A 23509-nucleotide genomic window follows, 5' to 3' on the forward strand; every position below is an offset into this window, starting at 1 on the left:
CGTTTATGACGACAATGTGCGAATTAAATTTCGATAATCTTCTTTAATGTCGTGCTGCGCATCTTTTAATTCTTGTATCTTCCGACAAGCATGCAAAACAGTCGTGTGATCACGACCGCCGAATGCGTCGCCTATTTCCGGTAAGCTATGATTGGTTAATTCCTTCGCTAACGCCATTGCTAACTGCCGTGGACGCGCCACAGAACGGCTACGACGTTTTGATAAAATATCGGCTAACTTAATATTGTAATATTCCGCTACCGTCTTCTGAATATTATCAATAGTCACTAATTTTTCCTGGGCAGCAATTAAGTCACGCAGAGCTTCGCGTACAAAATCGATAGTTATAGGCCGGCCAGTGAGTTGAACGTTCGCGATAACCCGGTTCAATGCGCCTTCCAGCTCACGGACATTTGAACGCAACCGTTTAGCTATGAAAAAAGCGACTTCGTGAGGCATATGCAAACCACGTTCGTCAGCCTTTCGCATTAAAATAGCCACCCGGGTTTCTAATTCCGGGGGCTCAATGGCAATTGTAAGGCCCCAACCAAAACGTGACTTCAGTCGATCTTCCACTCCATCTATTTCCTTGGGGTAGAGATCGCTGGTCATAATAATTTGCTGATTACCTTCCAACAAAGCATTAAAGGTATGGAAAAACTCCTCCTGCGAACCTTTTTTATTTGCAAAGAAGTGAATGTCATCAATCAATAACGCATCGACAGAACGATAGTAACGCTTAAACTCGTTAGTCGAACTGTTACGTATGGAGTTCACCATGTCCTGCACAAAGCGTTCGGCCCGAATGTAAAACACCTTGGCGTCCTTTTTATGCGCCATAATGCCATTACCAACCGCATGCAACAGGTGAGTTTTACCCAGGCCCGTACCACCATAAACGAACAGCGGGTTATAAACGCCACCGGGATTCTCGGCGACCTGAATAGCCGCCGCACGCGCCAACTGGTTTGACTTACCCTCAACAAAGTTATCAAAGGTATATTCCGGGTGAATATTGCTTTCGAAAGGCACTTCTACATCGGTGTTACCTGATGAGAAGTTAGGTGTTTTTCTACGGGTTGCCGCCGCGCGTTGCGGTGAGCCGCTATCACGTTGTGCTGGTGACGCTTCCCCAACTTTTAAAACCACGTTAGGTACTTTGTCGTCACACAAAGCTTCTAAATAGGTATTAATGGTTTTAAGGTATTTATCACGCACCCAATCCACCGAATAAATATTCGGAGCAAACAAGGTTAATGTTTCGCCATTAAGCTTGGCCTGTAGGGGTCTGATCCACGTGTTGAACTGCTGTAACGGTAACTCCGATTGCAGTCGCTCTGCACATTGTTGCCAAAGCGAATTATTCACACTCTTCTCCTGGATCGTTTCTCTATAAACATAACCAGAGATTGTACTTCACTCAGCTCATATTCGCTAGCATAAACTGCCTGAAAACGCCGTCAATAAAGGAGTTAAAAAATAGTCGACAATACCGGAACTGGCGCATAAATTGCTTAAAAGTCCATATTCCCCTGAAACCAGAAAACAAATCAAATAGTGAATAACTGTTAATTTATCCACATTATTAATGTTATTATCTTAAAAGATTGTGGATGATATTATTTTAGGATTTATTGCCTAAAAAAGCCTCTGGTCATTGACTTAACAAGAAAAGATCGGTAAGATCCGCGCTCTAAAAAATTCCGTTCACGTTTGGTTTCAACTTATTCGGCCAGCGTGGGACATAGCAAACTGACCGATGGAATATTAGTTATGAAAAGAACATTTCAACCAAGCGTATTAAAGCGCAAGCGTTCACACGGTTTCCGTGCTCGCATGGCAACAAAAAATGGCCGCAAAGTACTGGCTCGTCGCCGTGCACGTGGTCGTAAAGTACTGAGTGCATAAAAGTATCTCATACGAAAGGGAGTTACGTCTGTTAACTCCCTCTCATTTCCAGACCGTATTCTCAAACCCTCCTGTAAAAGCCGTTACTGCTCATGTCACTATGTTGGCAACTCCCAATGAGTTAGGGCATCCACGTATTGGCGTTACTGTCAGCAAAAAGCGAGCTAAGCGCGCAGTTGACCGAAACCGCATAAAACGACAAATACGTGAAACCTTCCGTTTAAGGCAACATAAAATTCCCGCTTTTGACATTGTAATTATTGCTAAGCAGGGTATTGTCGAGCAGGATAACGCCGCATTACGGGATACGTTGAATTATTTATGGCGAAAATTAGCAAAGCGTTGCGAACAATACCAATCGCGTTCATAAAGGTTTATCAGTGGTTTATCAGTCCACTGCTGGGCCCGCGTTGTCGTTTTTATCCATCTTGCTCACATTATGCCTGTGAGGCCATACAAAAACACGGTACAATTCGTGGCATTGGCCTTGCTGCGGTACGAATCAGTAAATGTCACCCCGCTCATGAGGGCGGCTACGACCCGGTTCCACTCGCTAAGCAAGACGCCAAACCAGAAAATAACAGCGAATCCGAATCTTTACTAAATCAGCCAACAGAGACGAAATCACTATGAATTCGCCACGCACGATATTATTTATTGCCTTTTTGGTGGTGTCTTTCTTCCTATACCAGAATTGGATGGTGGAAACCGCACCCGGAACAAAAGCACCCGAAAACGTTACCTCAACACAATCGAGCAATAATTCTGAAAACAGTGATGTGCCCTCAGGCAATTCATCCGTTTCGGCAGACGTTCCGGAAAGTGATCAGCCGGTTGTAAACCAGCGGTCTGAAACCACAATTCGTGTCCGCACCGACGTGCTAGATGTTGAGATAGATACCCGAGGTGGTGATGTTGTTTCGACTCACTTACTGAAGTTTGCCAAAACTCAGGGCTCCGAAGAACGCTTTCAACTTCTGCAAAACAGTTCAAACAACGTCTACGTCGCTCAGTCAGGTCTAATTGGTCCAGACGGAATCGACGGCAAAGAAGGTCGCCCTTCTTATAATTACGAACAAGAAAGTTACGAGTCTACAAGCGAGGTTATTGAAGTTCCTTTAACCTATACGGCTGAGAACGGCGCTGTTTATCGTAAAATATTCACTTTCACTCCGGGCAAATACAATGTCGACGTCCGTTTTGAAGTGCAAAATAACACCGACAACACGTTGAACACCCAGTTTTACGGCCAGCTAAAACGCTCCGTAGGTTCTGGTGAAAGCGGCAATATGATGATGCCCACCTACTTCGGTGCAGCTTACTCCCACGATGACGACAAATTCGAAAAGTACGACTTTGACGACATGCAGGATAAAAAACTGAATGTCACCTCACAAACCGGTTGGGTCAGTATGCTTGAACATTACTTTGTTTCAGCATGGGTACCGGAGCAAGGTCAACAGAATCGTCTATTTTCCCGCGTTGCGAATAACAGCCAGGCTATTATTGGCGTTATTTACCCAATGACAGAAGTTCAGGCCGGCAGTTCTGAAACCATAGAGTCACAGCTTTATTTAGGTCCGAAAGACCAGGACGCTATGGCTGAAGTCGTCGAGTATCTGGACTTAACCGTTGATTATGGTTTTCTTTGGTGGTTAGCCCAACCGATATTCAAACTGCTGCAGTTTTTACAAAGCATTGTTATTAACTGGGGTCTGGCTATTATTCTGACCACCGTTATTGTTAAAGCGCTATTGTTCCCGCTAACTAAGGCACAATACGTTTCAATGGCTAAGATGCGCATGTTACAGCCAAAAATGACGGCTCTGCGTGAGCGTTATGGTGACGACCGACAGAAGATGTCAGGCGCCATGATGAAGCTCTACAAAGAGGAGAAAGTGAATCCTCTGGGCGGCTGTCTGCCTATGCTGTTACAGCTTCCAATCTTCCTGGCTCTGTACTGGGTTCTGCTGGAAAGTGTCGAACTGCGTCATTCTGCTTTTGTGTTCTGGATACAGGATCTATCAACCAAAGACCCATACTACATCCTGCCTATTTTAATGGGTGCTAGTATGTTCCTGATGCAACGACTGCAGCCGACACCGACAGCTGACCCGATGCAACAGAAACTGTTCCAGTATATGCCGGTTATCTTTACCGTATTCTTCCTGTGGTTCCCATCGGGTCTGGTACTGTACTGGCTGGTCAGTAACTTGATTACCATTGCGCAAATGCTGATCATTTACCGTGGTTTAGAGAAGAAAGGGATTAACGTTCGAAACAAGAAGTAATCCAGCATTAAGGCCCGGCTAATGCCGGGCTTTAGTCCTTTTGGGAGCAGAAAAAATGCAAACTGAAACAGATTTTGACGACACCATAGTAGCTCAGGCAACGCCTCCCGGACGCGGTGGTGTTGGTATTGTTCGCGTGAGCGGAAAAGCCTGTAAAGAGGTTGCGGAAAAGCTGTTAGGTCACTGCCCCAAACCTCGTAAAGCAGAGTACCTGCCGTTTTACGACTTACAGGAACAACTGTTGGACGAAGGCATTGCGCTTTATTTCCCTGGCCCTAACTCCTTTACCGGCGAAGATGTCTTAGAACTGCAAGGCCACGGCGGGCCGGTTATTATCGATATGATCATTAAGGCCATTCTGGAAATTCCCGGCATTCGCCCTGCTCGTCCCGGTGAATTTAGCGAACGTGCATTCTTAAACGACAAGCTCGATCTCACCCAGGCCGAGGCCATTGCCGACTTAATTGATACTAATTCAGAGCAAGCCGCAAAAGCCGCCCTACAAAGCCTTAAAGGTGAGTTTTCTCACAAAATTGATCAGTTGGTAGACGCCGTTATTCACCTGAGAATATACGTTGAGGCGGCCATCGACTTTCCTGACGAAGAAATCGATTTTCTTTCCGATGGTAAGGTCTCTGGCGATTTAGCTGAAATTATCGACCAGCTGTTCCACATAGAACAGAAAGCCAAACAAGGCACGCTGATGCGCGAGGGCATGCGCATTGTTATTGCCGGACGCCCTAACGCGGGTAAGTCCAGCTTGCTTAATGCGCTGGCGGGTCGTGAGTCAGCTATTGTGACGGAAATAGCCGGAACCACCCGCGATGTTCTACGTGAGCACATTCAAATAGATGGCATGCCACTGCATATTATCGATACCGCAGGTTTACGCGAAAGCCCCGACCACGTTGAGAAAATAGGTATTGAACGCGCCTGGGATGAAATACGCCAGGCTGACCGCGTGCTGTTTATGGTCGACAGTCAGGAAACCTCTGCCATTCATCCCGACGATATTTGGCCAGAGTTTTTCGCTCAGCTACCAGAAGATATGCCCTACACCGTTATTCGCAATAAAGTCGATTTATCGGAAGAGCCCACGGGTATAGATGAACACAACAACATTCCGGTTATTCATCTTTCCGCCAAAACCGGACACGGCATTGAATTGCTTAGAGAACACCTAAAACATTGTGTTGGTTACAGTGCAACCTCCGAAGGCAGTTTCATGGCAAGACGCCGCCATTTAGAGGCTCTGGCAAAAGCGAAAGTACATCTACTGCAAGGTCAGGAACAGTTAGAAGCCAATATGGCAGGTGAAATACTGGCCGAAGAACTGCGCCTAACTCAGCAGCACCTCAATGAAATTACCGGCGAATTCACTTCTGATGACCTCCTTGGCCAGATTTTTGGTTCGTTTTGTATTGGTAAATAGATCAGTACCTCAATACGAGTCTGAAAATACCGACGAGCAGGCCGCAAAAGATCAATTGCCTACATCTGATTCTCCGCATTTGCACCGAGCCGGAAGTACTGTCTGTGTCTGCCGCACTTGAAACTAAAGGCGAGTTCGCAAACTGGTGTAACGCAAAAATAGTCCATAACTATAAGAAACCCTGAGCTTATCTCATCCTGACTCGCAATTAGCGGTTCGTATAACTATTTTTTAAATTTAACATTAAATATACTTGCTACTTTGATATCTACAATTACTCTTAGTCTATGTGAATCGATAAAGTTATGGGTACAAAGCGCATGAACATTAGCCATTCAACCATGGATTTATTTTTCGCCTACAATCGTGAGGTGGGTAATGTGTCGTCATTGGAAAAGGCGATAACGAAATTCGCTGACTACGCACAGAACGGTCAAACACCTGAAATGAGAGAACGATATGCTCAGGCAGTTAAGGATATTAAAGAACACCACCTCCCCAAAGCTAGGGAGCAATTGGATAGTTTAGGAAAAAGCCTAAAATTAGAAGATGGGAAATTAGGTCAGCCACTTTCTCTTGAAGAGCTTGAGGAAACTAAGAAAGATAAAACCCGCTTGAGTTATAGCCATTCTGGAGATCTTCAATCTTATCTGGACGATCCCTCCGGTGAATACGTTTCAACAAAATCTTAAATTAATGTGAGCATCCAGTTCTGCAGACTCACCAATAAAACAGTAACAGTCCATACTCAGTATTCACTTTTAGGGTCACTTTCTACTGGCCTGAGTTATGGATGCGCTATTGAATATTTCACCTCTGCACTTTCAATTTCTACGCCTGATGTTTAGTATTTCCTGGCGTTTCAGTGCTTCAATACCACCTTTTCAATGAATCACTTAGCGGCATTACTATTGTAATTTTACGCTCGCCTACTTTTGCAATAACATCAACCGTCAAATTCCGAAATATTACTGGCAAGCCATCCAGAATCCGATCCATTATAATCAACGGCAATATAATAATAACCAAGTTTCCATAAGGTAAGGGATACCAGTGAAAGACAAGTTAGCGCAATGGGGGTTTGACTACGTTCGCCTGCGGTTTGGCTTTCGAACCGGCGTTGCTGCCTGCTTATCTCTTATTATTGCCTGGGCTATGGGCCTAGAGCATCCTCAATGGTCTGCTATGACGGTTTGGGCTGTTTCCCAGCCAACTCGTGGTCTTCTTATAGAAAAAGCCGCATACCGGGCGTTAGGCACTCTTTTAGGGACTATGTTCGGTATGGTGCTGGTGGTTACTGCCGGTGGCGAGATCATTTGGCTGGTGGCCGGCTTAACTCTGTGGGTATCGCTTTGTGTTTACACGGGTAATTTACTGCACGGGCTCATTTCTTACGGCACCATACTTGCCGGGTATTCGGCATCCATGGTGGTGTTGCTAACACAAAGCCCAGACGCACTCATGCCTCTCGGGATTGACCGTCTACTCACGGTTTTTGTCGGCATTATGACATCACTCGTTATTGGCTGGGCTTTTACTTATAAACGGGCGGAACAAAGCTTAATTAACCAGCTGCGTCGACAAACCGCGGTTAACTTGCACGATATTAGTCGTTACTTCGCCGAACCCAAAGATAACGATTTGAACCTTGCCGACAAGTTATCAAAACTGGCAGCACTGGAAGCTCAGTTACTCGATCACGGTACCGGCTCTGTTAGTGCTCACGAATCGGCTAAAACGTTACGCGTGGTTATTAACAGCCAATTGGGTTTTCTGGCTGAACTGAATATTCAGGAGCCAGAAAAAAACCAAAAAGTAAGCGATTACTTACTGGAGGCATCAAATAAATTAAATGCTTCCGCTAAACGTTCCGAAATTGTAGAACCTCTAAAAAATGCTCTAGAATCCATTAAAAACGCCGCATTGAAAAAACGCTTTAATGAATTTGTTGAAGCTACCAACGACCGGTTATCTTTTCGTGATTCAGGCAAAACAGCCACTTCCACCTTACTCAGCAAAACCATTTTGCATCGCGACTGGTTGGGTGCACGCCAGGCCGCCATACGCACTTTAGTTATTATGGGGCTCATTGGCGCAAGCTGGTGGTATACCGGATTATTTCAATTCGCTTATTTAATGCTGGGTGCTTCAGTTATGTTGACGCTATTCTCCACGGCAGACAATCCGGCATTAACCATGAGATATGTGTTTTTCGGGCAGTGTGCCGGCGCGCTGACAGCAGTACTTATACAGGCAACGGTCTGGCAATATCAGGATTCCATCTTATGGATGCTGGTTGCTCTAATGCCGGTTATTTTGCTGGCGGGTTTTCCTATGGCTCATCAAAAAACGGCGAATGGCAGTATGGACTTCAACCTGGTCTTTTTACTGTTAATGCAGCCCTCTATCGGTTATTCGTTCCACCTTGGTCATTCAGCGAGTATTGCTCTGGCCGTGGTTGCTGCTCCCTTGCTTTCGTTAGTTGCTTATCGGCTTATTTATCCAACCAATTTAAAGGCACGTTATCAAAGCTTACTGCAAACTCTGACCGAAGAAATTGACCAGCTGAATAAAACAAAACTCACCGAAAGCCAGTACAACCGACGTAAAGCACGTTTCTACCATCGCGTAATCAAGCTCACCCAAATTAGCGACAAACTGGGAATGAAAGACAAAGACGCCATTCTCGGGCATCTTTTAACCGGCCAAAAGCGACTAAATTCAACCGGCTAACTTTGCCTTTCTAGCGCGCGGCCACCGTTTTATTTCATATTCACGCTGGCATGCTTTCGCTCTGTTCGGATGTTTTTCACTCCAGACAAGCACCACAGGACGACGAGATCGTGTGTACTTAGCGCCTTTTTTATCGTCCGTATTATGCTCGGTCACACGCCGTTCAATGTCCGTTGTGACACCGGTATAAAACGTATTGTCTGCACATTTAATTAGATAAACCGACCAGCTCACGGCTTGAACTCTCTCCTGCTAAACCCAATACATAGTGTAACAACAGTTACTCAATGAACCGACTAAGGATGACATTATGAGCAGACATTTTGATGAAGCCAAGGGTCTGTCTGAACAACACGACCCCGCAACACACGACTTTGTGTTCAACCAGACCATGTTTCGCATTAAAGACCCTGAACGCACCTTAAAATTTTACAGTGACGTTCTGGGTATGACGCTGGTTAAGCGTTTCGACTTTCCGGAAATGGAGTTTACGCTGTATTTCATGGCTGCCATGTCGCCGGAACAACGTAAAGACTGGTCAACCGATAACGACAAACGTATCGAACAAACCTTTGGTCGGCCGGCCATGCTGGAACTGACTCACAACTGGGGCGACGAGAACGACGACTCGGTGTCATACCACAGTGGCAATGAAGAGCCCAAAGGTTTTGGTCACATTGGCTTTGCCGTACCGGATATTGATGCCGCTTGTGAGCGCTTCGAAAAAATGGGCGTAGAATTTCAAAAACGCCCGAGCGACGGAAAAATGAAAGGCATTGCCTTTATCAAAGATCCGGATGGCTACTGGATTGAAATATTCACGCCAGAACGCCAACCGGAATTGCTGAAAGAGCATTTAAAATAACGACGGCAAAAGGCCAGTTCATCCGCATGAGCTGGCCTTATTCTTTACTACTCTGAAAGCATCGACTTCACTTTATCTTCCAGAGATGTCATTCCATGCTCCCGTCCAACCTCTAACGCGTTTTCTACCGACATACCATCTAGCCAACCGGCACGTAATGCCATTAACGCACCAACCCGGTTACTGGAAGCACAATGAATCAGCACGGTTTTATCGCTGTTCTTTAGTAAAATACGATCGACCAGGCGTGCGTTAGCAAGCGTTACTCCATCGGCTCCATTGACCGGAACATGGTAATACGCCATACCATTACGGGTTACCACCGCGGCTTCCTCACTGTCGGTCATTTCTTTTTGTGAGAGCAGATTGATAACGACCTCACCACCTTCATCTGAAAAGTCAGCCAATAGCTCTTTCGATGGCGTGCCCATCACCCATAACTTATCTGACACCTGTTTCGGTGACTCAATGCCAGCAAAAACATTCGTTGAAACTATTGCTACACTAAAAGCGACTAATACCTTAACCAGAGCTTTTACCATTTGGGTTCTCCTGTATGATTCGAGTGTTTTTAATAGTAGCAAATGAGTTTAAAATTTTATGACTGTTTTACATCTTTTAGTGGGGACAACCTCCGGAAATACCGAGTTTTTAGCCGATACTGTCAGCGAAAAGTTAAATCAGCAGGGCATTGAAACCGAGCTGCATTACGAACCGGAGTTCGAGAAACTGCCCAGCGATCAACCCTGGTTAATTTTTCTTGCCAGCCATGGTGCGGGCGATTATGCCGACTCCATGCTGGATTTCTACGACGAAATAAACGATCCCCAAAGCCCGGATTTAGCCGGACTGAACTATGCCGTAGTGGCTGTTGGTGAGTCCTGTTATGACACCTTCTGCGAAGCAGGTCGACATTGCGATAAACGCTTACAGGAATTAGGCGGGACACAAATGACCGATCGTTTAGAAATCGACATGCTGGAAGACGATCCAGAAGAGAAGACATTAAACTGGCTCCCCGCGATCGCTGATGCTGTAAAGGCTCTGTGATCATACCCACAGGCTTGTGCACAAGGATTTCAGCTTGTGACTAAGGTTGGAATAAGATCACTTAAGCACTGTCAGTGAAGTGGGTATAACACTGGGGATAAACTGATCTGTGTATAACTACCCTACTTATCCACGATCTATGATCCCAGTTCAAGGCCACTTATCTACAAAGAGTGATCTTGCTCTAGAATACATAAAAAAAGGGCTTCAGCGATCTATTCACAGAAATCCGCTCACTAGTAGTAATAGTAATAAAAGATCTAAATAAGATCCTTTACTGATCTTCTTTAAGATCTTTAACAGCACTGAACGAAACTTAACCATTTAGATTTAAGTGAAATCGCGTTAAAATAATCTGCTAACTTCCTATTCTTCAAACAAAGGTCACTTTGCATGTCACAACAGAGCCAACAACACTTTGACGTTATTGTTGTCGGTGGAGGACACGCCGGAACAGAAGCTGCGTTAGCCGCCGCTCGTTTAGGTGTTAAAACCCTATTGCTTACGCATAATATTGATACTTTAGGGCAAATGTCCTGTAACCCGGCCATTGGGGGAATAGGAAAAGGTCATTTAGTAAAAGAGATCGATGCACTTGGCGGCGTTATGGCCAAAGCTGCTGACAAAGCCGGAATTCAATTCAGAACACTGAATTCATCCAAAGGTCCTGCAGTGCGCGCAACCAGAGCTCAGGCTGACCGACAGCTCTACAAACAAGCGATCCGCTACGCACTGGAAACTCAGCCGAATCTGTCAATATTCCAACAAGGTTGTGATGATCTGATCGTCGAGAACGATCGCGTTACTGGCGTTGTTACCCAAATGGGTCTTAAATTTACGGCAAAAACCGTGGTGCTAACCGTAGGAACATTCCTCGGGGGACAAATTCATATTGGTATGGATAACTACCAGGGCGGTCGCGCAGGCGATCCTCCATCAAACGCGTTAGCTAAACGCTTACGTGCATTGCCATTACGAGTTGAACGCTTAAAAACCGGTACACCACCACGTATAGCCAGCCACAGCGTCGACTTTTCCGTTATGCAGGAACAGCCGGGTGATAATCCGACTCCGGTATTTTCTTACATGGGTTCTCGTTCTGATCACCCAAAACAAATTCCGTGTTACATCACACATACCAACGAAAATACCCACGAGATTATTCGTTCAGGGCTTGATCGTTCACCCATGTATTCTGGTGTGATTGAAGGCGTTGGACCACGCTACTGCCCATCAATTGAAGATAAAATTGTCCGTTTTGCTGACAAAGGCTCGCATCAAATTTTTGTTGAACCAGAGGGCCTAGATACCTTTGAAATCTATCCTAATGGCATCTCAACCAGCTTGCCTTTTGATGTTCAGCAGCGCCTGGTTCAGTCAATTAAAGGGTTTGATAATGCGCATATCACACGCCCGGGTTATGCGATCGAGTACGATTACTTTGATCCAAGAGATCTGAAACAATCTCTGGAAACCAAAGTGATTAACGGCTTATTCTTTGCTGGCCAGATTAACGGCACAACAGGCTATGAAGAAGCCGGTGCGCAGGGTCTTATTGCTGGTTTAAATGCCGCGCTGCAGGCACAGGACAGAGAATCCTGGGCTCCACGACGCGATCAAGCCTACATGGGCGTGTTGATCGATGACTTATCGACTCTGGGTACTCAGGAACCCTACCGTATGTTCACTTCGCGCGCCGAATATCGCCTGTTGCTGCGTGAAGATAACGCCGATATGCGATTAACAGAAATTGGCCGTAATCTTGGTTTAGTCGATGATGAACGCTGGGCTGCATTTAATAAAAAAATTGAATCGGTTGAGCAGGAAAAACAACGCTTACAAACCACTTGGGTGCATAAAGATCATGCCTCGGTGGAGCAAATTAACGCGCTGGTAAAAAGCCCTGTCACCAAAGAAGTCAGTGGCGAAGAACTATTACGTCGCCCGGAAATTCATTACAAAGATTTAGCCTTAACAGACTTTTTTTCACCGGGGTTAGACGATCCTTTAGCGGCAGAACAGGTTGAGATACAAATTAAATACGCGGGCTATATAACGCGTCAGCAGGAAGAAATAGCTAAACAACAGCGCCATGAAAATACTTTGCTGCCCTCGCCTTTCGATTACGCTAAAATTAAAGGCTTATCGAACGAAGTGATTGCAAAGTTAAATGACCATCAGCCAGAAACAGTGGGTAAAGCAGCGCGTATTTCTGGTATCACACCTGCGGCTATTTCTATGCTTCTGGTTCATCTGAAAAAACAGGGTTTATTGCGTAAAAGTGCTTAAGGAAATGATGTGAAAGAGCAGTTAAAGGGATTATTAGATCAGGCACAAATAAACCTGTCAGAAGCACAGATTGAGCAACAACTGGCGTTAGTAGGCTTACTGGATAAGTGGAATAAAGCCTATAACCTGACCAGCGTGAGAAACCCGAAGGATATGCTGACCCGACATATTATGGATAGCCTGGCTGTTCGTAAGTATTTACACGGGCAGCGCTTCATCGATGTCGGTACAGGACCAGGGCTACCGGGTTTACCCTTAGCCATAGCGGAACCGGATAAAGAATTTGTTTTGTTGGATAGCTTAGGCAAGCGCATCCGTTTTATTCGTCAGGTTTGTCATGAGCTAAAACTGAACAATGTCACGGCTGTGCAGGCGCGGGTGGAAGACTATCAGGATGAAAAGCAGTTTGATGGTGTAATCAGTAGAGCCTTTGCCTCGCTTAATGATATGCTTTCGTGGTGTGAACATTTACCGGCTGAAAACGGTCGGTTTTATGCGTTGAAAGGGCTGTATCCGCAAGACGAACTGGAGCAGTTGCCCGAGCAATATAAAATTGAAAGTATTGATCAAATTAATGTTCCCGGCATTGACGCGAGCCGGCATATCGTCATTATAAGCAAACGGTCATAAAACAACCGACAGTCGACTATCCGACAACAACAAGAGGTTATAAAACCCGTGGCTAGAACCATTGCTATTGCGAATCAAAAAGGCGGAGTAGGAAAAACAACCACAGCAGTTAACTTAGCTGCGTCCATGGCTGCTACTCGTCGCAAAGTGTTGTTGATTGATCTGGACCCACAGGGTAACGCGACTATGGGTAGTGGCGTTGATAAGTACGATGTTGAAAATACCGTTTACGAACTGCTGATTGAAGAAAAGCCAGTCGGCGACGTTGCCGTAAAAGATACCAACGGGAAATACCATTTAATTGCAGCTAATGCTGATGCTACGGCTGCTGAAATTAAATTAATGGAAGTCTTTGCGCGCGAACTGCGTTTGCGTAATGCGCTTAAAGCCGTTCAGGACAGCTACGATTATATTTTTATTGATTGTCCGCCATCGCTGAATATGCTGACCGTTAATGGCATGGCTGCCGCTGATTCTATTCTTGTGCCTATGCAGTGCGAGTATTATGCACTGGAAGGCCTTACGGCATTAATGGAAACCATTCGTCAGCTGGCCGATGTGGTGAACCCCGGGCTGGAAATTGAAGGTATTTTGCGGACTATGTACGATCCGCGTAATCGTCTGGCTAACGATGTTTCAGAACAGCTTAAAAACCACTTTGGTGAAAAAGTTTACCGGACCGTTATTCCACGCAACGTCCGTTTAGCCGAAGCGCCTTCATTTGGTGCGCCGGCTATGTACTACGACAAGTCATCCACCGGGTCAAAGGCCTATTTAGCTTTAGCGGGTGAACTTATCCGACGTTCTGAAAATCGTAAAGAAGTAGCAAAAGAATCATAACAAGGGAATAAAGCGAATCATGTCGGCAAAAAAACGAGGTTTAGGTCGCGGTCTGGATGCCTTACTGACCAGTAATCAGCAGAACTCTGACCGTCAATCAGAGCAAGTGACGGAAGAAGTTAAAGGTGAGTTACAGAAGCTGCCGGTTGAGTTTTTAAAGCCTGGCCGTTATCAACCTCGTAAAGACATGTCACCCGAAGCCTTAGAAGACTTAGCCGCTTCGGTAAAAGCTCAGGGGATAATCCAGCCCATTGTTGTGCGCCCTGTTGGCAAAGACGAATATGAGATTATTGCGGGTGAGCGTCGCTGGCGTGCGGCGCAACTGGCAAAGCTTGAACAGGTCCCTTGCTTAATTAAAGATGTACCCGATGAAGCCGCAGTAGCTATCGCGTTAATTGAAAACATTCAGCGTGAAGATTTAAACGCGATGGAAGAAGCCACCGCATTACAACGATTGTTGGTTGAGTTTCAGATGACTCACCAGGATGTTGCTCAGGCGGTGGGAAAATCACGGACTACGGTGACCAATTTACTGCGCCTGAATAACTTGCAGGACGGCGTTAAAGTGTTGCTGGAGCGTGGTGATATTGAACTTGGCCATGCCAAGTTGTTACTTGCGCTGGAAGGAGAACAACAAGCCGACGTAGCACAACAGATTGTCGCAAAAGATATGACCGTACGTGACGCAGAAAAACTCGTCAGACGGACAATTGACCCTCCTAAAGAAACCGAAAAACCAAAGCCAGACGCTAATATTGAGCATTTAGAAACCAAGTTGTCTGAGACCCTGGGAGCCAAAGTTTCCATTAATCATGGTCGTAAAGGAAAAGGTAAACTGGTTATTAGTTATACCAACCTAGACGAACTGGATGGTATTCTGACTCACATAAAATAATCATTTCCAATGCATTGATTGTTGTAGAACTTTTGTTAAATGGCATAGAAACCGTCGGCTACAGGCAAATTTGTTTGCAATTGCATGGCAGATCTTTATACTAGCGCGAGTTTCGTTGTGGCTGGTTGAAAGCCTCAAAAAAATAGCCGCCAGTTAAAAGGTTTTAGTCGTGACACAGGCACTTAATGCGGTAGGTAAAAAGCTGGCAGGAAAAGTTGTAGGTACACAATTTATAGCGGTTTTGATAGCCGCACTTGTCACGATAGCGGTTTCAAATACACAGTCGGCTTTGGGTATTCTGTGTGGCGGATTAACCGTCGTAATACCAAGCGCTCTATTTGCACTTATCGCTTTTAGACACGCAGGAGCGCGCGCTAATCAGAAAGTTGTACAAAGTTTCTTTTTAGGCGAAGGCGTTAAGCTACTGCTTACAGCAGTGTTGTTAACAATCGCATTGCTGGTAACAAATTTATATCCTGTGTGGTTATTGGTCGGTTTTGTCATCGCCGTCACCATGCAGTGGATAGCACCGGTTTTATTTTTAAAATCAACCTAACTGGGAAACAACATGATAAGTGGAGAACAAACTCCGACTCAGTATATCCAGCATCACCTCCAAAATTGGACGGTTGGTGAAGGGTTCTGGGCGGTGAACGTCGATACTATCTTCTGGTCCGTGTTACTGGGTGTGCTGTTTCTGTGGAGTTTCCGCAGAGTAGCTAAAAAATCCTCTGCTGGGGTACCTGGTAAATGGCAATGCTTTGTCGAAATGATTGTCGAGTTTGTTGACAATAGCGTCAAAGAATCCTTTCACGGTAAAGATAAACTGATAGCACCTCTGGCATTAACCATCTTCGTCTGGATATTCCTGATGAACCTGATGGACTTAATTCCGGTTGACTGGTTACCAACAGCTGCTATGTATGGTGGTTATTGGTTAGGCTTTGTTGACGACCCGCATGACGTGTACATGAAAGTCGTACCAACAACGGACCTGAATACAACCTTTGCATTGAGTTTAAGCGTATTTGCGCTAATTATTATCTACTCAATCAAATACAAAGGCGTGAAAGGTTTCGCTAAAGAAATGACTTTCACTCCGTTTAATCACTGGGCATTAATACCAGTGAACTTTGTACTGGAAAGTATCACGTTATTGGCAAAACCAGCGTCACTGGCACTGCGTTTGTTCGGTAACCTGTATGCAGGTGAATTGATATTTATTCTAATTGCAATGATAGGATTCTGGCAGCTACCGGCGCACTTTGCGTGGGCAGTTTTCCATATTCTGGTTATTACATTGCAAGCGTTTATTTTCATGATGCTGACCATTGTTTACTTAAGCATGGCGTCATCTGAACACTAGTGTTCGAAACAAAAGTTTTTAGCTTTACTTTTAACTTTAATCTACTGAAAAACTGGAGAAATCAATGGAAACTGTAGTTGCTTTTACTGCTATCGCTGTATCAATCATGATCGGTCTGGCTGCACTGGGTACTGCCCTGGGCTTTGGTATTCTGGGTGGTAAATTCCTGGAAGCTGCTGCTCGTCAACCAGAACTGGCACCACAGCTGCAAGTTAAAATGTTCATCGTTGCAGGTCTTATCGATGCTATCGCGATGATCGGTGTTGCTGTTGCATTGCTGTTCACGTTTGCGAACCCATTTTTAACCCAGGTAGCAGGCTAATCGTTATTCGACGGTCACCAACTGAAGGAGGTCCGTTGTGAACATCAACGCTACTCTAATTGGACAAACGATCGCGTTTATCGTGTTCGTGTGGTTCTGCATGAAATTTGTATGGCCACCGATCATCAAAGCTATCGAGGAACGTCAGAAGAAAATTGCTGACGGCCTTAATGCCGGTGAACGTGCTCAAAAAGATTTAGAGAAAGCCCAGCAAGAAATTGCCGAGCAGCTCAAAGAAGCGAAACAGCAAGCCGCTGAAATCATTGAACAGTCGAAAAAACGTGGTGCTAAAATTGTTGAGGAAGAAACTCAACGTGGCCACGAAGAACGTGAAAAAATCGTTGCGGCCGGACATGAAGAAGTTGCTGCTGAACGCAACCGCGTTCGCGAAGAGCTGCGCAAGCAAGTTGCCGTATTAGCGGTGTCTGGGGCTCAGAAAATCATTGAGCGTGAAATTGATAAAGACGCTCATAGTGACATTGTTGAAAAACTGGTCGCTGAACTTTAATAAAGGGGTTTGAGCTTATGTCAGAACTGACTACGGTCGCTCGCCCTTACGCAAAAGCAGCTTTTGATTTTGCTTTAGAACAGGGAGCGCTCGATAAGTGGGCAGAAATGCTTAGCTTCGCTGCTGCGGTAGCGCAAGACGAGACTATTGCCTCATTTTTGAGTAGCTCCTCGACTGTTGGGAAAACAACAGAAGTTTTCTTAGGTGTTTGTGGCGACGAGCTCGACGACGACGCTAAGAACTTCGTTAAAGTATTGGCTGAAAATGAACGTCTGCCAGTGCTGCCAGCAGTTAGTGAGCTCTATCAGTCGCTTCGTGCTGAACATGACAAAGAAGTCACTGTAGATGTTAAATCGGCAGTTAAACTGCTGAAAGCACAACAAACGGCTTTGAGTAAAGCACTTGAGAAGCGCCTGCAACGCAAAATTAAGCTGAACTGCAGTGTCGACAAGTCCATTATTGGCGGACTTGTTATAGAAGCTGGTGATACCGTTATTGACGGCACCTTGCGCGGCAAGCTCGACAGACTTGCTTACGCACTGCAATCCTAATTGGGGACTTGAGCATGCAATTGAATTCAAATGAAATCGCAGAACTGATCAAACAGCGAATTGAGAAGTTCGAAGTCACCAGCGAAGCTCGCAACGAAGGTACCATCATGTCTGTACAAGACGGTATCATTCGCATCCACGGACTTGCAGACTGTCTGCAAGGTGAAATGGTTGAGCTACCTGGTAATCGTTACGCTATCGCACTAAACCTTGAACGTGATTCTGTTGGTGCGGTTGTTATGGGTCCTTATGCAGACTTGCAGGAAGGCACCAAAGTAAAATCAACAGGTCGTATTCTGGAAGTTCCGGTTGGCGAAAAACTGTTGGGTCGTGTGGTTAACACACTAGGACAGCCTATCGACGGTAAAGGTCCTATCGAAGCTGACGGCTATGAGCCAGTCGAGAAAATCGCACCGGGCGTTATTGAACGTCAGTCAGTTGATCAGCCAGTACAAACGGGTTACAAGTCAATTGACTCGATGATTCCAGTTGGTCGTGGTCAGCGTGAGCTTATCATCGGTGACCGTCAGACAGGTAAAACGGCTTTAGCCGTAGACGCCATTATCAACCAGAAAGATTCTGGTATTAAGTGTGTTTACGTAGCCATTGGTCAGAAGAACTCAACCATTTCAGCGGTTGTACGTAAGTTAGAAGAGCACGGTGCAATGGAAAACACCATTGTGGTTGCAGCTTCTGCTTCTGAATCAGCGGCCCTGCAATATCTGGCAGCTTACTCTGGTTGTACCATGGGTGAGTACTTCCGTGATCGCGGTGAAGACTCTCTTATTGTCTACGATGACCTGTCTAAACAGGCTGTTGCATACCGTCAAATTTCACTGTTGTTGCGTCGTCCTCCGGGTCGTGAAGCATTCCCTGGTGATGTTTTCTACCTTCACTCTCGTCTACTTGAGCGTGCTGCGCGTGTAAACGCTGACTACGTAGAAAAATTCACTGACGGTAAAGTGAAAGGCCAGACCGGCTCATTAACTGCCTTACCTATTATTGAAACTCAGGCAGGTGACGTATCGGCATTCGTACCGACTAACGTTATCTCTATCACCGATGGTCAGATTTTCTTAGAAACTGACTTGTTTAACTCAGGTATTCGTCCTGCGGTTAACGCCGGTGTCTCGGTTTCTCGTGTTGGTGGTTCAGCACAAACGAAAATCATCAAGAAACTGGGTGGCGGTATCCGTCTAGCCCTGGCTCAGTATCGTGAATTGGCGGCGTTCGCGCAGTTCGCATCTGATCTTGATGAATCGACTCGTTCACAGTTGGAACACGGTCAACGTGTAACCGAGCTGATGAAACAGAAACAGTACAAGCCTATGAGCGTGGCTCAAATGGCTGTATCAATTTATGCCGTTGAAAAAGGCTTCTTGAAAGACGTAGAAATCGACAAAATCATGGATTTTGAAGAATCACTGCAATCTTTCATGGCGAGCGAATACGCCGAGCTAATGGCTGAGATTGATAAAACTGGCAACTATAACGACGACATCGATGCGCAATTGAAAGCCGCGCTTGAGAAATTCAAGCAAACGCAATCATGGTAATCGCACCTGGCCGCAGTAGCGGCCATTTGTCGTTGAGTTAACAGGAGAATCGTCATGGCCAGCGGTAAAGAGATAAAAACTCAGATCTCGAGTATCGGTAATACTCAGAAGATCACCAGTGCTATGGAAATGGTCGCTGCGTCGAAAATGAAAAAGGCGCAGGAACGTATGGAGGCAAGTCGCCCCTATGCGGACACCATTCGCAAGGTGATTGGTCATGTGGCGCGCGGTAACCTCGAATATCGTCATCCATTTATGGAAGAACGTCAGGTTAAGCGTGTGGGTTACATCATTGTGTCTACCGATCGTGGTTTGTGTGGCGGCTTGAACGGTAATGAATTCAAGAAAGTCGTTAAGCACGCTAACGAATGGAAAGAGCAGGATGTTGAAGCGGATTTTGCCGCGATAGGCAGCAAAGCAACCAGTTATTTTAAGCGTTTTGGTAAGTTGAAAGCGCAGGTTTCAGGTATGGGTGATAAGCCAGAACTGAAAGAAATCACCGGTTCAATCCAGGTTATGCTGGATGCTTTTGAAGAAGGCAAAATCGATCGCTTGTACGTTGTATTCAACAAATTTGTGAATACGATGACCCAGGAGCCGACCATTCATCAATTGTTGCCATTGCCGCAAGCAGGATCGGAAGAAGATGTGCAGACAGGTAGCTGGGATTATCTGTATGAGCCGAATCCGGAAAGTATCCTCGATACGCTAATTCGTCGCTTTGTAGAAATGCAAGTGTACCAGGGCGTAGTGGATAACTTTGCTAGCGAGCAAGCCGCTCGGATGATTGCTATGAAAGCTGCAACCGACAATGCCGAAGACATTATTGACCAATTACAATTGCGATATAACAAGGCGCGTCAGGCAGCAATTACGCAAGAAATTTCGGAAATCGTGTCCGGCGCCGAAGCGGTATAACGCGGCAACGGTTAACAGAATTGAAGAGTTAGAGGAAACGTCATGAGTCAAGGTAAGGTCGTACAAATTATCGGCGCCGTTGTGGATTTAGAATTTCCACAAGACGCTGTACCAAAAGTATACGACGCACTGAAAGTGACCGAAGGTGGTTTAGAAGGTTTGGTTCTGGAAGTTCAGCAGCAGCTGGGCGGCGGAATCGTGCGTGCCATCGCAATGGGTACAACTGACGGTCTGCGTCGTGGTGTCACCGTTAAAAATAGCGGTGAATCAATCATGGTTCCAGTGGGTAAGAAAACCCTGGGCCGTATTATGGATGTATTGGGTAACCCAATTGATGAAGCGGGCCCTATCGGTGAAGAAGAGAAAATGTCGATTCACCGTGCGGCACCAAGCTACGAAGAACAGTCAAACACGAACGAACTGTTAGAAACCGGTATCAAAGTCATCGACTTGATTTGCCCGTTTGCTAAAGGTGGTAAAGTGGGTCTGTTCGGTGGTGCTGGTGTTGGTAAAACCGTTAACATGATGGAGCTTATCCGTAACATCGCTATCGAGCACAGCGGTTACTCAGTATTCGCCGGTGTTGGTGAGCGTACTCGTGAAGGTAACGACTTCTATCACGAGATGAACGATTCAAACGTTCTGGATAAAGTATCACTGGTTTATGGTCAGATGAACGAGCCACCGGGCAACCGTCTGCGTGTTGCTTTAACGGGCTTGACTGTCGCCGAGAAATTCCGTGACGAAGGTCGCGATGTGCTTTTCTTCGTTGATAACATCTACCGTTACACTCTTGCCGGAACGGAAGTATCAGCATTGTTAGGCCGTATGCCTTCAGCGGTAGGTTATCAGCCTACGCTGGCCGAAGAAATGGGTGTTCTGCAGGAACGTATCACCTCTACTAAGACAGGTTCAATCACGTCTGTACAGGCCGTTTACGTACCAGCGGATGACTTGACTGACCCATCTCCGGCAACAACCTTTGCTCACTTGGATGCGACTGTTGTACTTAACCGTGACATCGCGTCATTGGGTATCTACCCTGCGGTTGATCCTTTGGACTCAACTTCACGTCAGTTGGATCCACAGGTTATCGGTGATGAGCATTACGACACAGCAATGGGTGTTCAGGAAGTACTGCAACGCTATAAAGAACTAAAAGACATTATAGCGATTCTGGGTATGGACGAGCTGTCTGAAGAAGACAAACAGTCAGTATCTCGTGCTCGTAAAATTCAGCGTTTCTTGTCGCAGCCTTTCTTCGTAGCCGAAGTATTCACTGGTGCTCCAGGTAAATATGTATCTTTGAAAGATACGATTGCCGGCTTTAAAGGCATTTTGGAAGGTGAATACGACGACATGCCAGAGCAGGCCTTCTACATGGTTGGTACCATCGAAGAAGCGGTAGAAAAAGCCAAAAACCTGTAACCGACCGGGAGGTTTGAATGGCAGCACAAACATTAAATCTGGACGTTGTTAGCGCTGAAGACAAATTGTTCTCAGGCGTTGTACAAACGGTTCAGGTCACTGGTAGCGAAGGTGAGCTGGGTATTTACCCAGGTCACGCGCCCCTACTGACTAAAATCAAACCAGGTATGGTTCGTTATGTCAGTGAAGCGGGTGACGAAGAGCTTTTGTATGTTGCCGGTGGTGTGGTAGAAGTACAGCCAGGTCACGTTATTGTTCTTGCGGACGTTGCTGTTCGTGGTGACGAGCTTGACTTGCAGGAAGCTGAAGCAGCGAAAAAACGCGCTGAAGAAGCCATTGCCGATTCAAGTGCAGATGTGACCTATGCCGAAGCTATTGCTGAGCTATCGCGAGCGTTGGCTCAAATCGATATTATTCGTAAGCTTAAGCGCTAAAACTTCTGCGTTAAAATACGTAAAAGGCCTTGTTGTTAGTGCAACAAGGCCTTTTTTGTCGTTACAATAAGCTAATGTCATAAGGCTTACGCCAGCGATACTGAATTAAGGATACATTAATATGAAGTTACGCGTTGTTATTCTGGCCGCAGGAAAAGGAACCCGCATGCGATCGGAGCTGCCCAAGGTGCTGCACAAAGTGGCAAATAAACCGATGGTAGAGCATGTTATCGATACGGCACGATCGCTTAAGCCAGACGCCATTAATTTGATTTACGGCCATGGCGGTGACCAGCTTAAACAGGCTATAGCAGGTGATGACTTAACCTGGGTTGAACAACGCGAGCAATTGGGTACAGGTCATGCGGTTCAGCAGGTTATACCCCACCTGAAAAGCAGTGAAAAAGTCATTATTTTATATGGTGACGTGCCCCTGTTAACCGAGTCGACATTAATTAAGCTGGTAACCGCCAGCGCTAATACCGCGCTTGGCCTGCTGACTATGACGTTAACAGAACCAACAGGTTATGGCCGTATTGTTCGTAATGAACGTCGCAGCGTAACCGGCATTGTTGAGCAAAAGGACGCGAATGCTCAGCAATTAGCTATTAAAGAAGTGAATACCGGCATTATGATTGCCGACAGCGATAAGCTAAAAAGTTGGCTTGAGCAACTGAGCAATGACAACGCGCAAAAAGAGTATTACCTGACCGATATTGTGGCAATGGCCGCGCGGGAAGGTGTTAATATTGCCACTGCACAGCCTGACAACGCGCAGGAAGTGGAAGGAGCCAATAACCGTCAGCAGTTAGCCTCTTTAGAGCGTGCACTGCAGCAGCGTCAGGCTGAAGAGCTCATGACCCAGGGTGTCACCTTAATTGACCCTGCTCGTTTTGATTGCCGCGGTAAACTAAGCGCCGGCAGCGATGTCACTATTGATATTAATGCGGTGTTTGAAGGCAATGTGGTTCTGGGTGACCGGGTTGTCATTGAACCAAACTGCGTCATAAGAAACTCCGTTATTGGTGATGACACCGTTATTCGCGCGAACTCCCATATTGAAGACGCAAAAGTGGCGAAAGGCTGTAAAGTCGGTCCTTTTGCGCGTTTGCGACCCGGCGCGGAACTTGCGGATGAAGCGCAGGTCGGAAACTTTGTTGAAATGAAAAAAAGCCGCCTGGGTAAAGGCTCTAAAGCCAGCCATTTAACCTATCTTGGCGACACCCAGGTGGGTGAATACGCAAACATTGGTGCAGGTACCATTACCTGCAATTACGATGGTGTGAATAAAGCACTCACCGAAATTGGTGATGGCGCATTTATAGGCTCAAACAGCTCTTTAGTTGCGCCTGTCGCCATTGGTAAGAATGCAACCGTTGGTGCCGGCTCGGTCATTACCCGCGCGGTAGCGGATGAAGAACTGGCTGTAGCCCGCGGCAAGCAGCGTAATATCAGCGGATGGCAACGTCCTCAGTCGAAAAAAGGAAGTTAAT

Annotated in this window: 26 protein-coding genes; 23 read left to right on the plus strand and 3 right to left on the minus strand. The window is 46.0% G+C overall.

Annotated features, from left to right (window positions below; all coding sequences use genetic code 11):
• Positions 1-3 precede the first annotated feature (3 nt).
• On the minus strand, positions 4-1368 hold the full coding sequence (gene dnaA, locus Q5L94_RS10565; protein WP_317498370.1) for a chromosomal replication initiator protein DnaA: 1365 nt from the start codon (positions 1366-1368) through the stop codon (positions 4-6).
• Positions 1369-1773: 405 nt separating this feature from the next.
• On the opposite strand from dnaA, the gene rpmH reads away from it, so the two are divergent.
• From rpmH to Q5L94_RS10600, 7 genes are all read left to right on the plus strand, one after another.
• Positions 1774-1908 carry a 50S ribosomal protein L34 gene (gene rpmH, locus Q5L94_RS10570; protein WP_011235863.1) on the plus strand — a complete coding sequence of 45 codons (135 nt, stop codon included), beginning with the start codon at positions 1774-1776 and terminating at the stop codon, positions 1906-1908.
• Positions 1901-2278 (plus strand): ribonuclease P protein component, encoded by a 378-nt coding sequence (gene rnpA, locus Q5L94_RS10575; RefSeq protein WP_317498371.1) that lies wholly within the window; start codon positions 1901-1903, stop codon positions 2276-2278. The genes rpmH and rnpA overlap by 8 nt, the downstream gene beginning before the upstream one ends.
• Positions 2230-2541, plus strand: coding sequence for a membrane protein insertion efficiency factor YidD (gene yidD, locus Q5L94_RS10580; RefSeq protein ID WP_011235861.1), 312 nt, complete (start codon positions 2230-2232; stop codon positions 2539-2541). Before rnpA ends, yidD begins: the two co-directional genes overlap by 49 nt.
• Positions 2538-4199: a membrane protein insertase YidC gene (gene yidC / locus Q5L94_RS10585; RefSeq protein WP_317498372.1), complete on the plus strand. Its 1662-nt coding sequence runs from the start codon at positions 2538-2540 to the stop codon at positions 4197-4199. Before yidD ends, yidC begins: the two co-directional genes overlap by 4 nt.
• A gap of 55 nt (positions 4200-4254) precedes the next feature.
• Complete coding sequence (gene mnmE, locus Q5L94_RS10590) at positions 4255-5631, plus strand: tRNA uridine-5-carboxymethylaminomethyl(34) synthesis GTPase MnmE (RefSeq protein ID WP_317498373.1); 1377 nt, start codon at positions 4255-4257, stop codon at positions 5629-5631.
• Positions 5632-5951: 320 nt separating this feature from the next.
• Positions 5952-6323, plus strand: a complete 372-nt coding sequence (locus Q5L94_RS10595) for a hypothetical protein (protein WP_317498374.1) — start codon at positions 5952-5954, stop codon at positions 6321-6323.
• Between the two features lie 361 nt (positions 6324-6684).
• The gene (locus Q5L94_RS10600) at positions 6685-8364 is read left to right on the plus strand and encodes an FUSC family protein (RefSeq protein WP_317498375.1); all 1680 of its coding nucleotides are present in this window, start codon (positions 6685-6687) and stop codon (positions 8362-8364) included.
• Here the strand turns inward: Q5L94_RS10600 and Q5L94_RS10605 are convergent.
• A complete protein-coding gene (locus Q5L94_RS10605; RefSeq protein WP_317498376.1) occupies positions 8353-8598 on the minus strand; it encodes a GIY-YIG nuclease family protein in 246 nt (81 codons plus the stop codon). The two genes, Q5L94_RS10600 and Q5L94_RS10605, sit on opposite strands and share 12 nt — an antisense overlap.
• A 76-nt stretch (positions 8599-8674) precedes the next feature.
• Between Q5L94_RS10605 and gloA the strand changes: the two genes are divergently transcribed.
• Positions 8675-9229 carry a lactoylglutathione lyase gene (gene gloA / locus Q5L94_RS10610; RefSeq protein WP_317498377.1) on the plus strand — a complete coding sequence of 185 codons (555 nt, stop codon included), beginning with the start codon at positions 8675-8677 and terminating at the stop codon, positions 9227-9229.
• Between the two features lie 47 nt (positions 9230-9276).
• Here the strand turns inward: gloA and Q5L94_RS10615 are convergent, their stop codons facing one another.
• Complete coding sequence (locus tag Q5L94_RS10615) at positions 9277-9771, minus strand: beta-lactamase hydrolase domain-containing protein (protein ID WP_317498378.1); 495 nt, start codon at positions 9769-9771, stop codon at positions 9277-9279.
• A gap of 58 nt (positions 9772-9829) precedes the next feature.
• On the opposite strand from Q5L94_RS10615, the gene Q5L94_RS10620 reads away from it, so the two are divergent.
• The 15 genes from Q5L94_RS10620 (at position 9830) to glmU (ending at position 23508) form a co-directional block, all read left to right on the plus strand.
• Complete coding sequence (locus Q5L94_RS10620) at positions 9830-10279, plus strand: flavodoxin domain-containing protein (RefSeq protein ID WP_317498379.1); 450 nt, start codon at positions 9830-9832, stop codon at positions 10277-10279.
• 393 nt (positions 10280-10672) lie between these two features.
• Positions 10673-12568: a tRNA uridine-5-carboxymethylaminomethyl(34) synthesis enzyme MnmG gene (gene mnmG / locus Q5L94_RS10625; RefSeq protein WP_317498380.1), complete on the plus strand. Its 1896-nt coding sequence runs from the start codon at positions 10673-10675 to the stop codon at positions 12566-12568.
• Between the two features lie 9 nt (positions 12569-12577).
• Positions 12578-13198, plus strand: a complete 621-nt coding sequence (gene rsmG, locus Q5L94_RS10630) for a 16S rRNA (guanine(527)-N(7))-methyltransferase RsmG (RefSeq protein WP_317498381.1) — start codon at positions 12578-12580, stop codon at positions 13196-13198.
• A gap of 48 nt (positions 13199-13246) precedes the next feature.
• On the plus strand, positions 13247-14038 hold the full coding sequence (locus Q5L94_RS10635; protein WP_317498382.1) for a ParA family protein: 792 nt from the start codon (positions 13247-13249) through the stop codon (positions 14036-14038).
• A gap of 19 nt (positions 14039-14057) precedes the next feature.
• Positions 14058-14933 carry a ParB/RepB/Spo0J family partition protein gene (locus Q5L94_RS10640; protein ID WP_317498383.1) on the plus strand — a complete coding sequence of 292 codons (876 nt, stop codon included), beginning with the start codon at positions 14058-14060 and terminating at the stop codon, positions 14931-14933.
• Positions 14934-15102: 169 nt separating this feature from the next.
• On the plus strand, positions 15103-15489 hold the full coding sequence (locus Q5L94_RS10645; RefSeq protein WP_011235849.1) for an ATP synthase subunit I: 387 nt from the start codon (positions 15103-15105) through the stop codon (positions 15487-15489).
• A 12-nt stretch (positions 15490-15501) separates the two neighbouring features.
• Complete coding sequence (gene atpB, locus Q5L94_RS10650; protein WP_153849330.1) at positions 15502-16299, plus strand: F0F1 ATP synthase subunit A; 798 nt, start codon at positions 15502-15504, stop codon at positions 16297-16299.
• A gap of 64 nt (positions 16300-16363) precedes the next feature.
• Positions 16364-16621, plus strand: a complete 258-nt coding sequence (gene atpE, locus Q5L94_RS10655; protein ID WP_011235847.1) for a F0F1 ATP synthase subunit C — start codon at positions 16364-16366, stop codon at positions 16619-16621.
• 37 nt (positions 16622-16658) lie between these two features.
• Positions 16659-17129, plus strand: coding sequence for a F0F1 ATP synthase subunit B (gene atpF, locus Q5L94_RS10660; protein ID WP_011235846.1), 471 nt, complete (start codon positions 16659-16661; stop codon positions 17127-17129).
• Between the two features lie 17 nt (positions 17130-17146).
• Complete coding sequence (gene atpH / locus Q5L94_RS10665) at positions 17147-17680, plus strand: F0F1 ATP synthase subunit delta (RefSeq protein ID WP_317498384.1); 534 nt, start codon at positions 17147-17149, stop codon at positions 17678-17680.
• Positions 17681-17694: 14 nt separating this feature from the next.
• Positions 17695-19236 (plus strand): F0F1 ATP synthase subunit alpha, encoded by a 1542-nt coding sequence (gene atpA / locus Q5L94_RS10670; protein ID WP_317498385.1) that lies wholly within the window; start codon positions 17695-17697, stop codon positions 19234-19236.
• 54 nt (positions 19237-19290) lie between these two features.
• Positions 19291-20154, plus strand: coding sequence for a F0F1 ATP synthase subunit gamma (atpG, locus tag Q5L94_RS10675; protein ID WP_317498386.1), 864 nt, complete (start codon positions 19291-19293; stop codon positions 20152-20154).
• Positions 20155-20196: 42 nt separating this feature from the next.
• Positions 20197-21582 carry a F0F1 ATP synthase subunit beta gene (gene atpD, locus Q5L94_RS10680; protein ID WP_317498387.1) on the plus strand — a complete coding sequence of 462 codons (1386 nt, stop codon included), beginning with the start codon at positions 20197-20199 and terminating at the stop codon, positions 21580-21582.
• A 17-nt stretch (positions 21583-21599) separates the two neighbouring features.
• The gene (locus Q5L94_RS10685) at positions 21600-22016 is read left to right on the plus strand and encodes a F0F1 ATP synthase subunit epsilon (protein ID WP_317498388.1); all 417 of its coding nucleotides are present in this window, start codon (positions 21600-21602) and stop codon (positions 22014-22016) included.
• Positions 22017-22137: 121 nt separating this feature from the next.
• A complete protein-coding gene (gene glmU / locus Q5L94_RS10690) occupies positions 22138-23508 on the plus strand; it encodes a bifunctional UDP-N-acetylglucosamine diphosphorylase/glucosamine-1-phosphate N-acetyltransferase GlmU (protein ID WP_317498389.1) in 1371 nt (456 codons plus the stop codon).
• The last annotated feature ends 1 nt before the right edge of the window (position 23509 follow it).

This window comes from Idiomarina sp. Sol25 (assembly GCF_033052775.1).
In the GTDB taxonomy this organism is placed as follows: domain Bacteria; phylum Pseudomonadota; class Gammaproteobacteria; order Enterobacterales; family Alteromonadaceae; genus Idiomarina.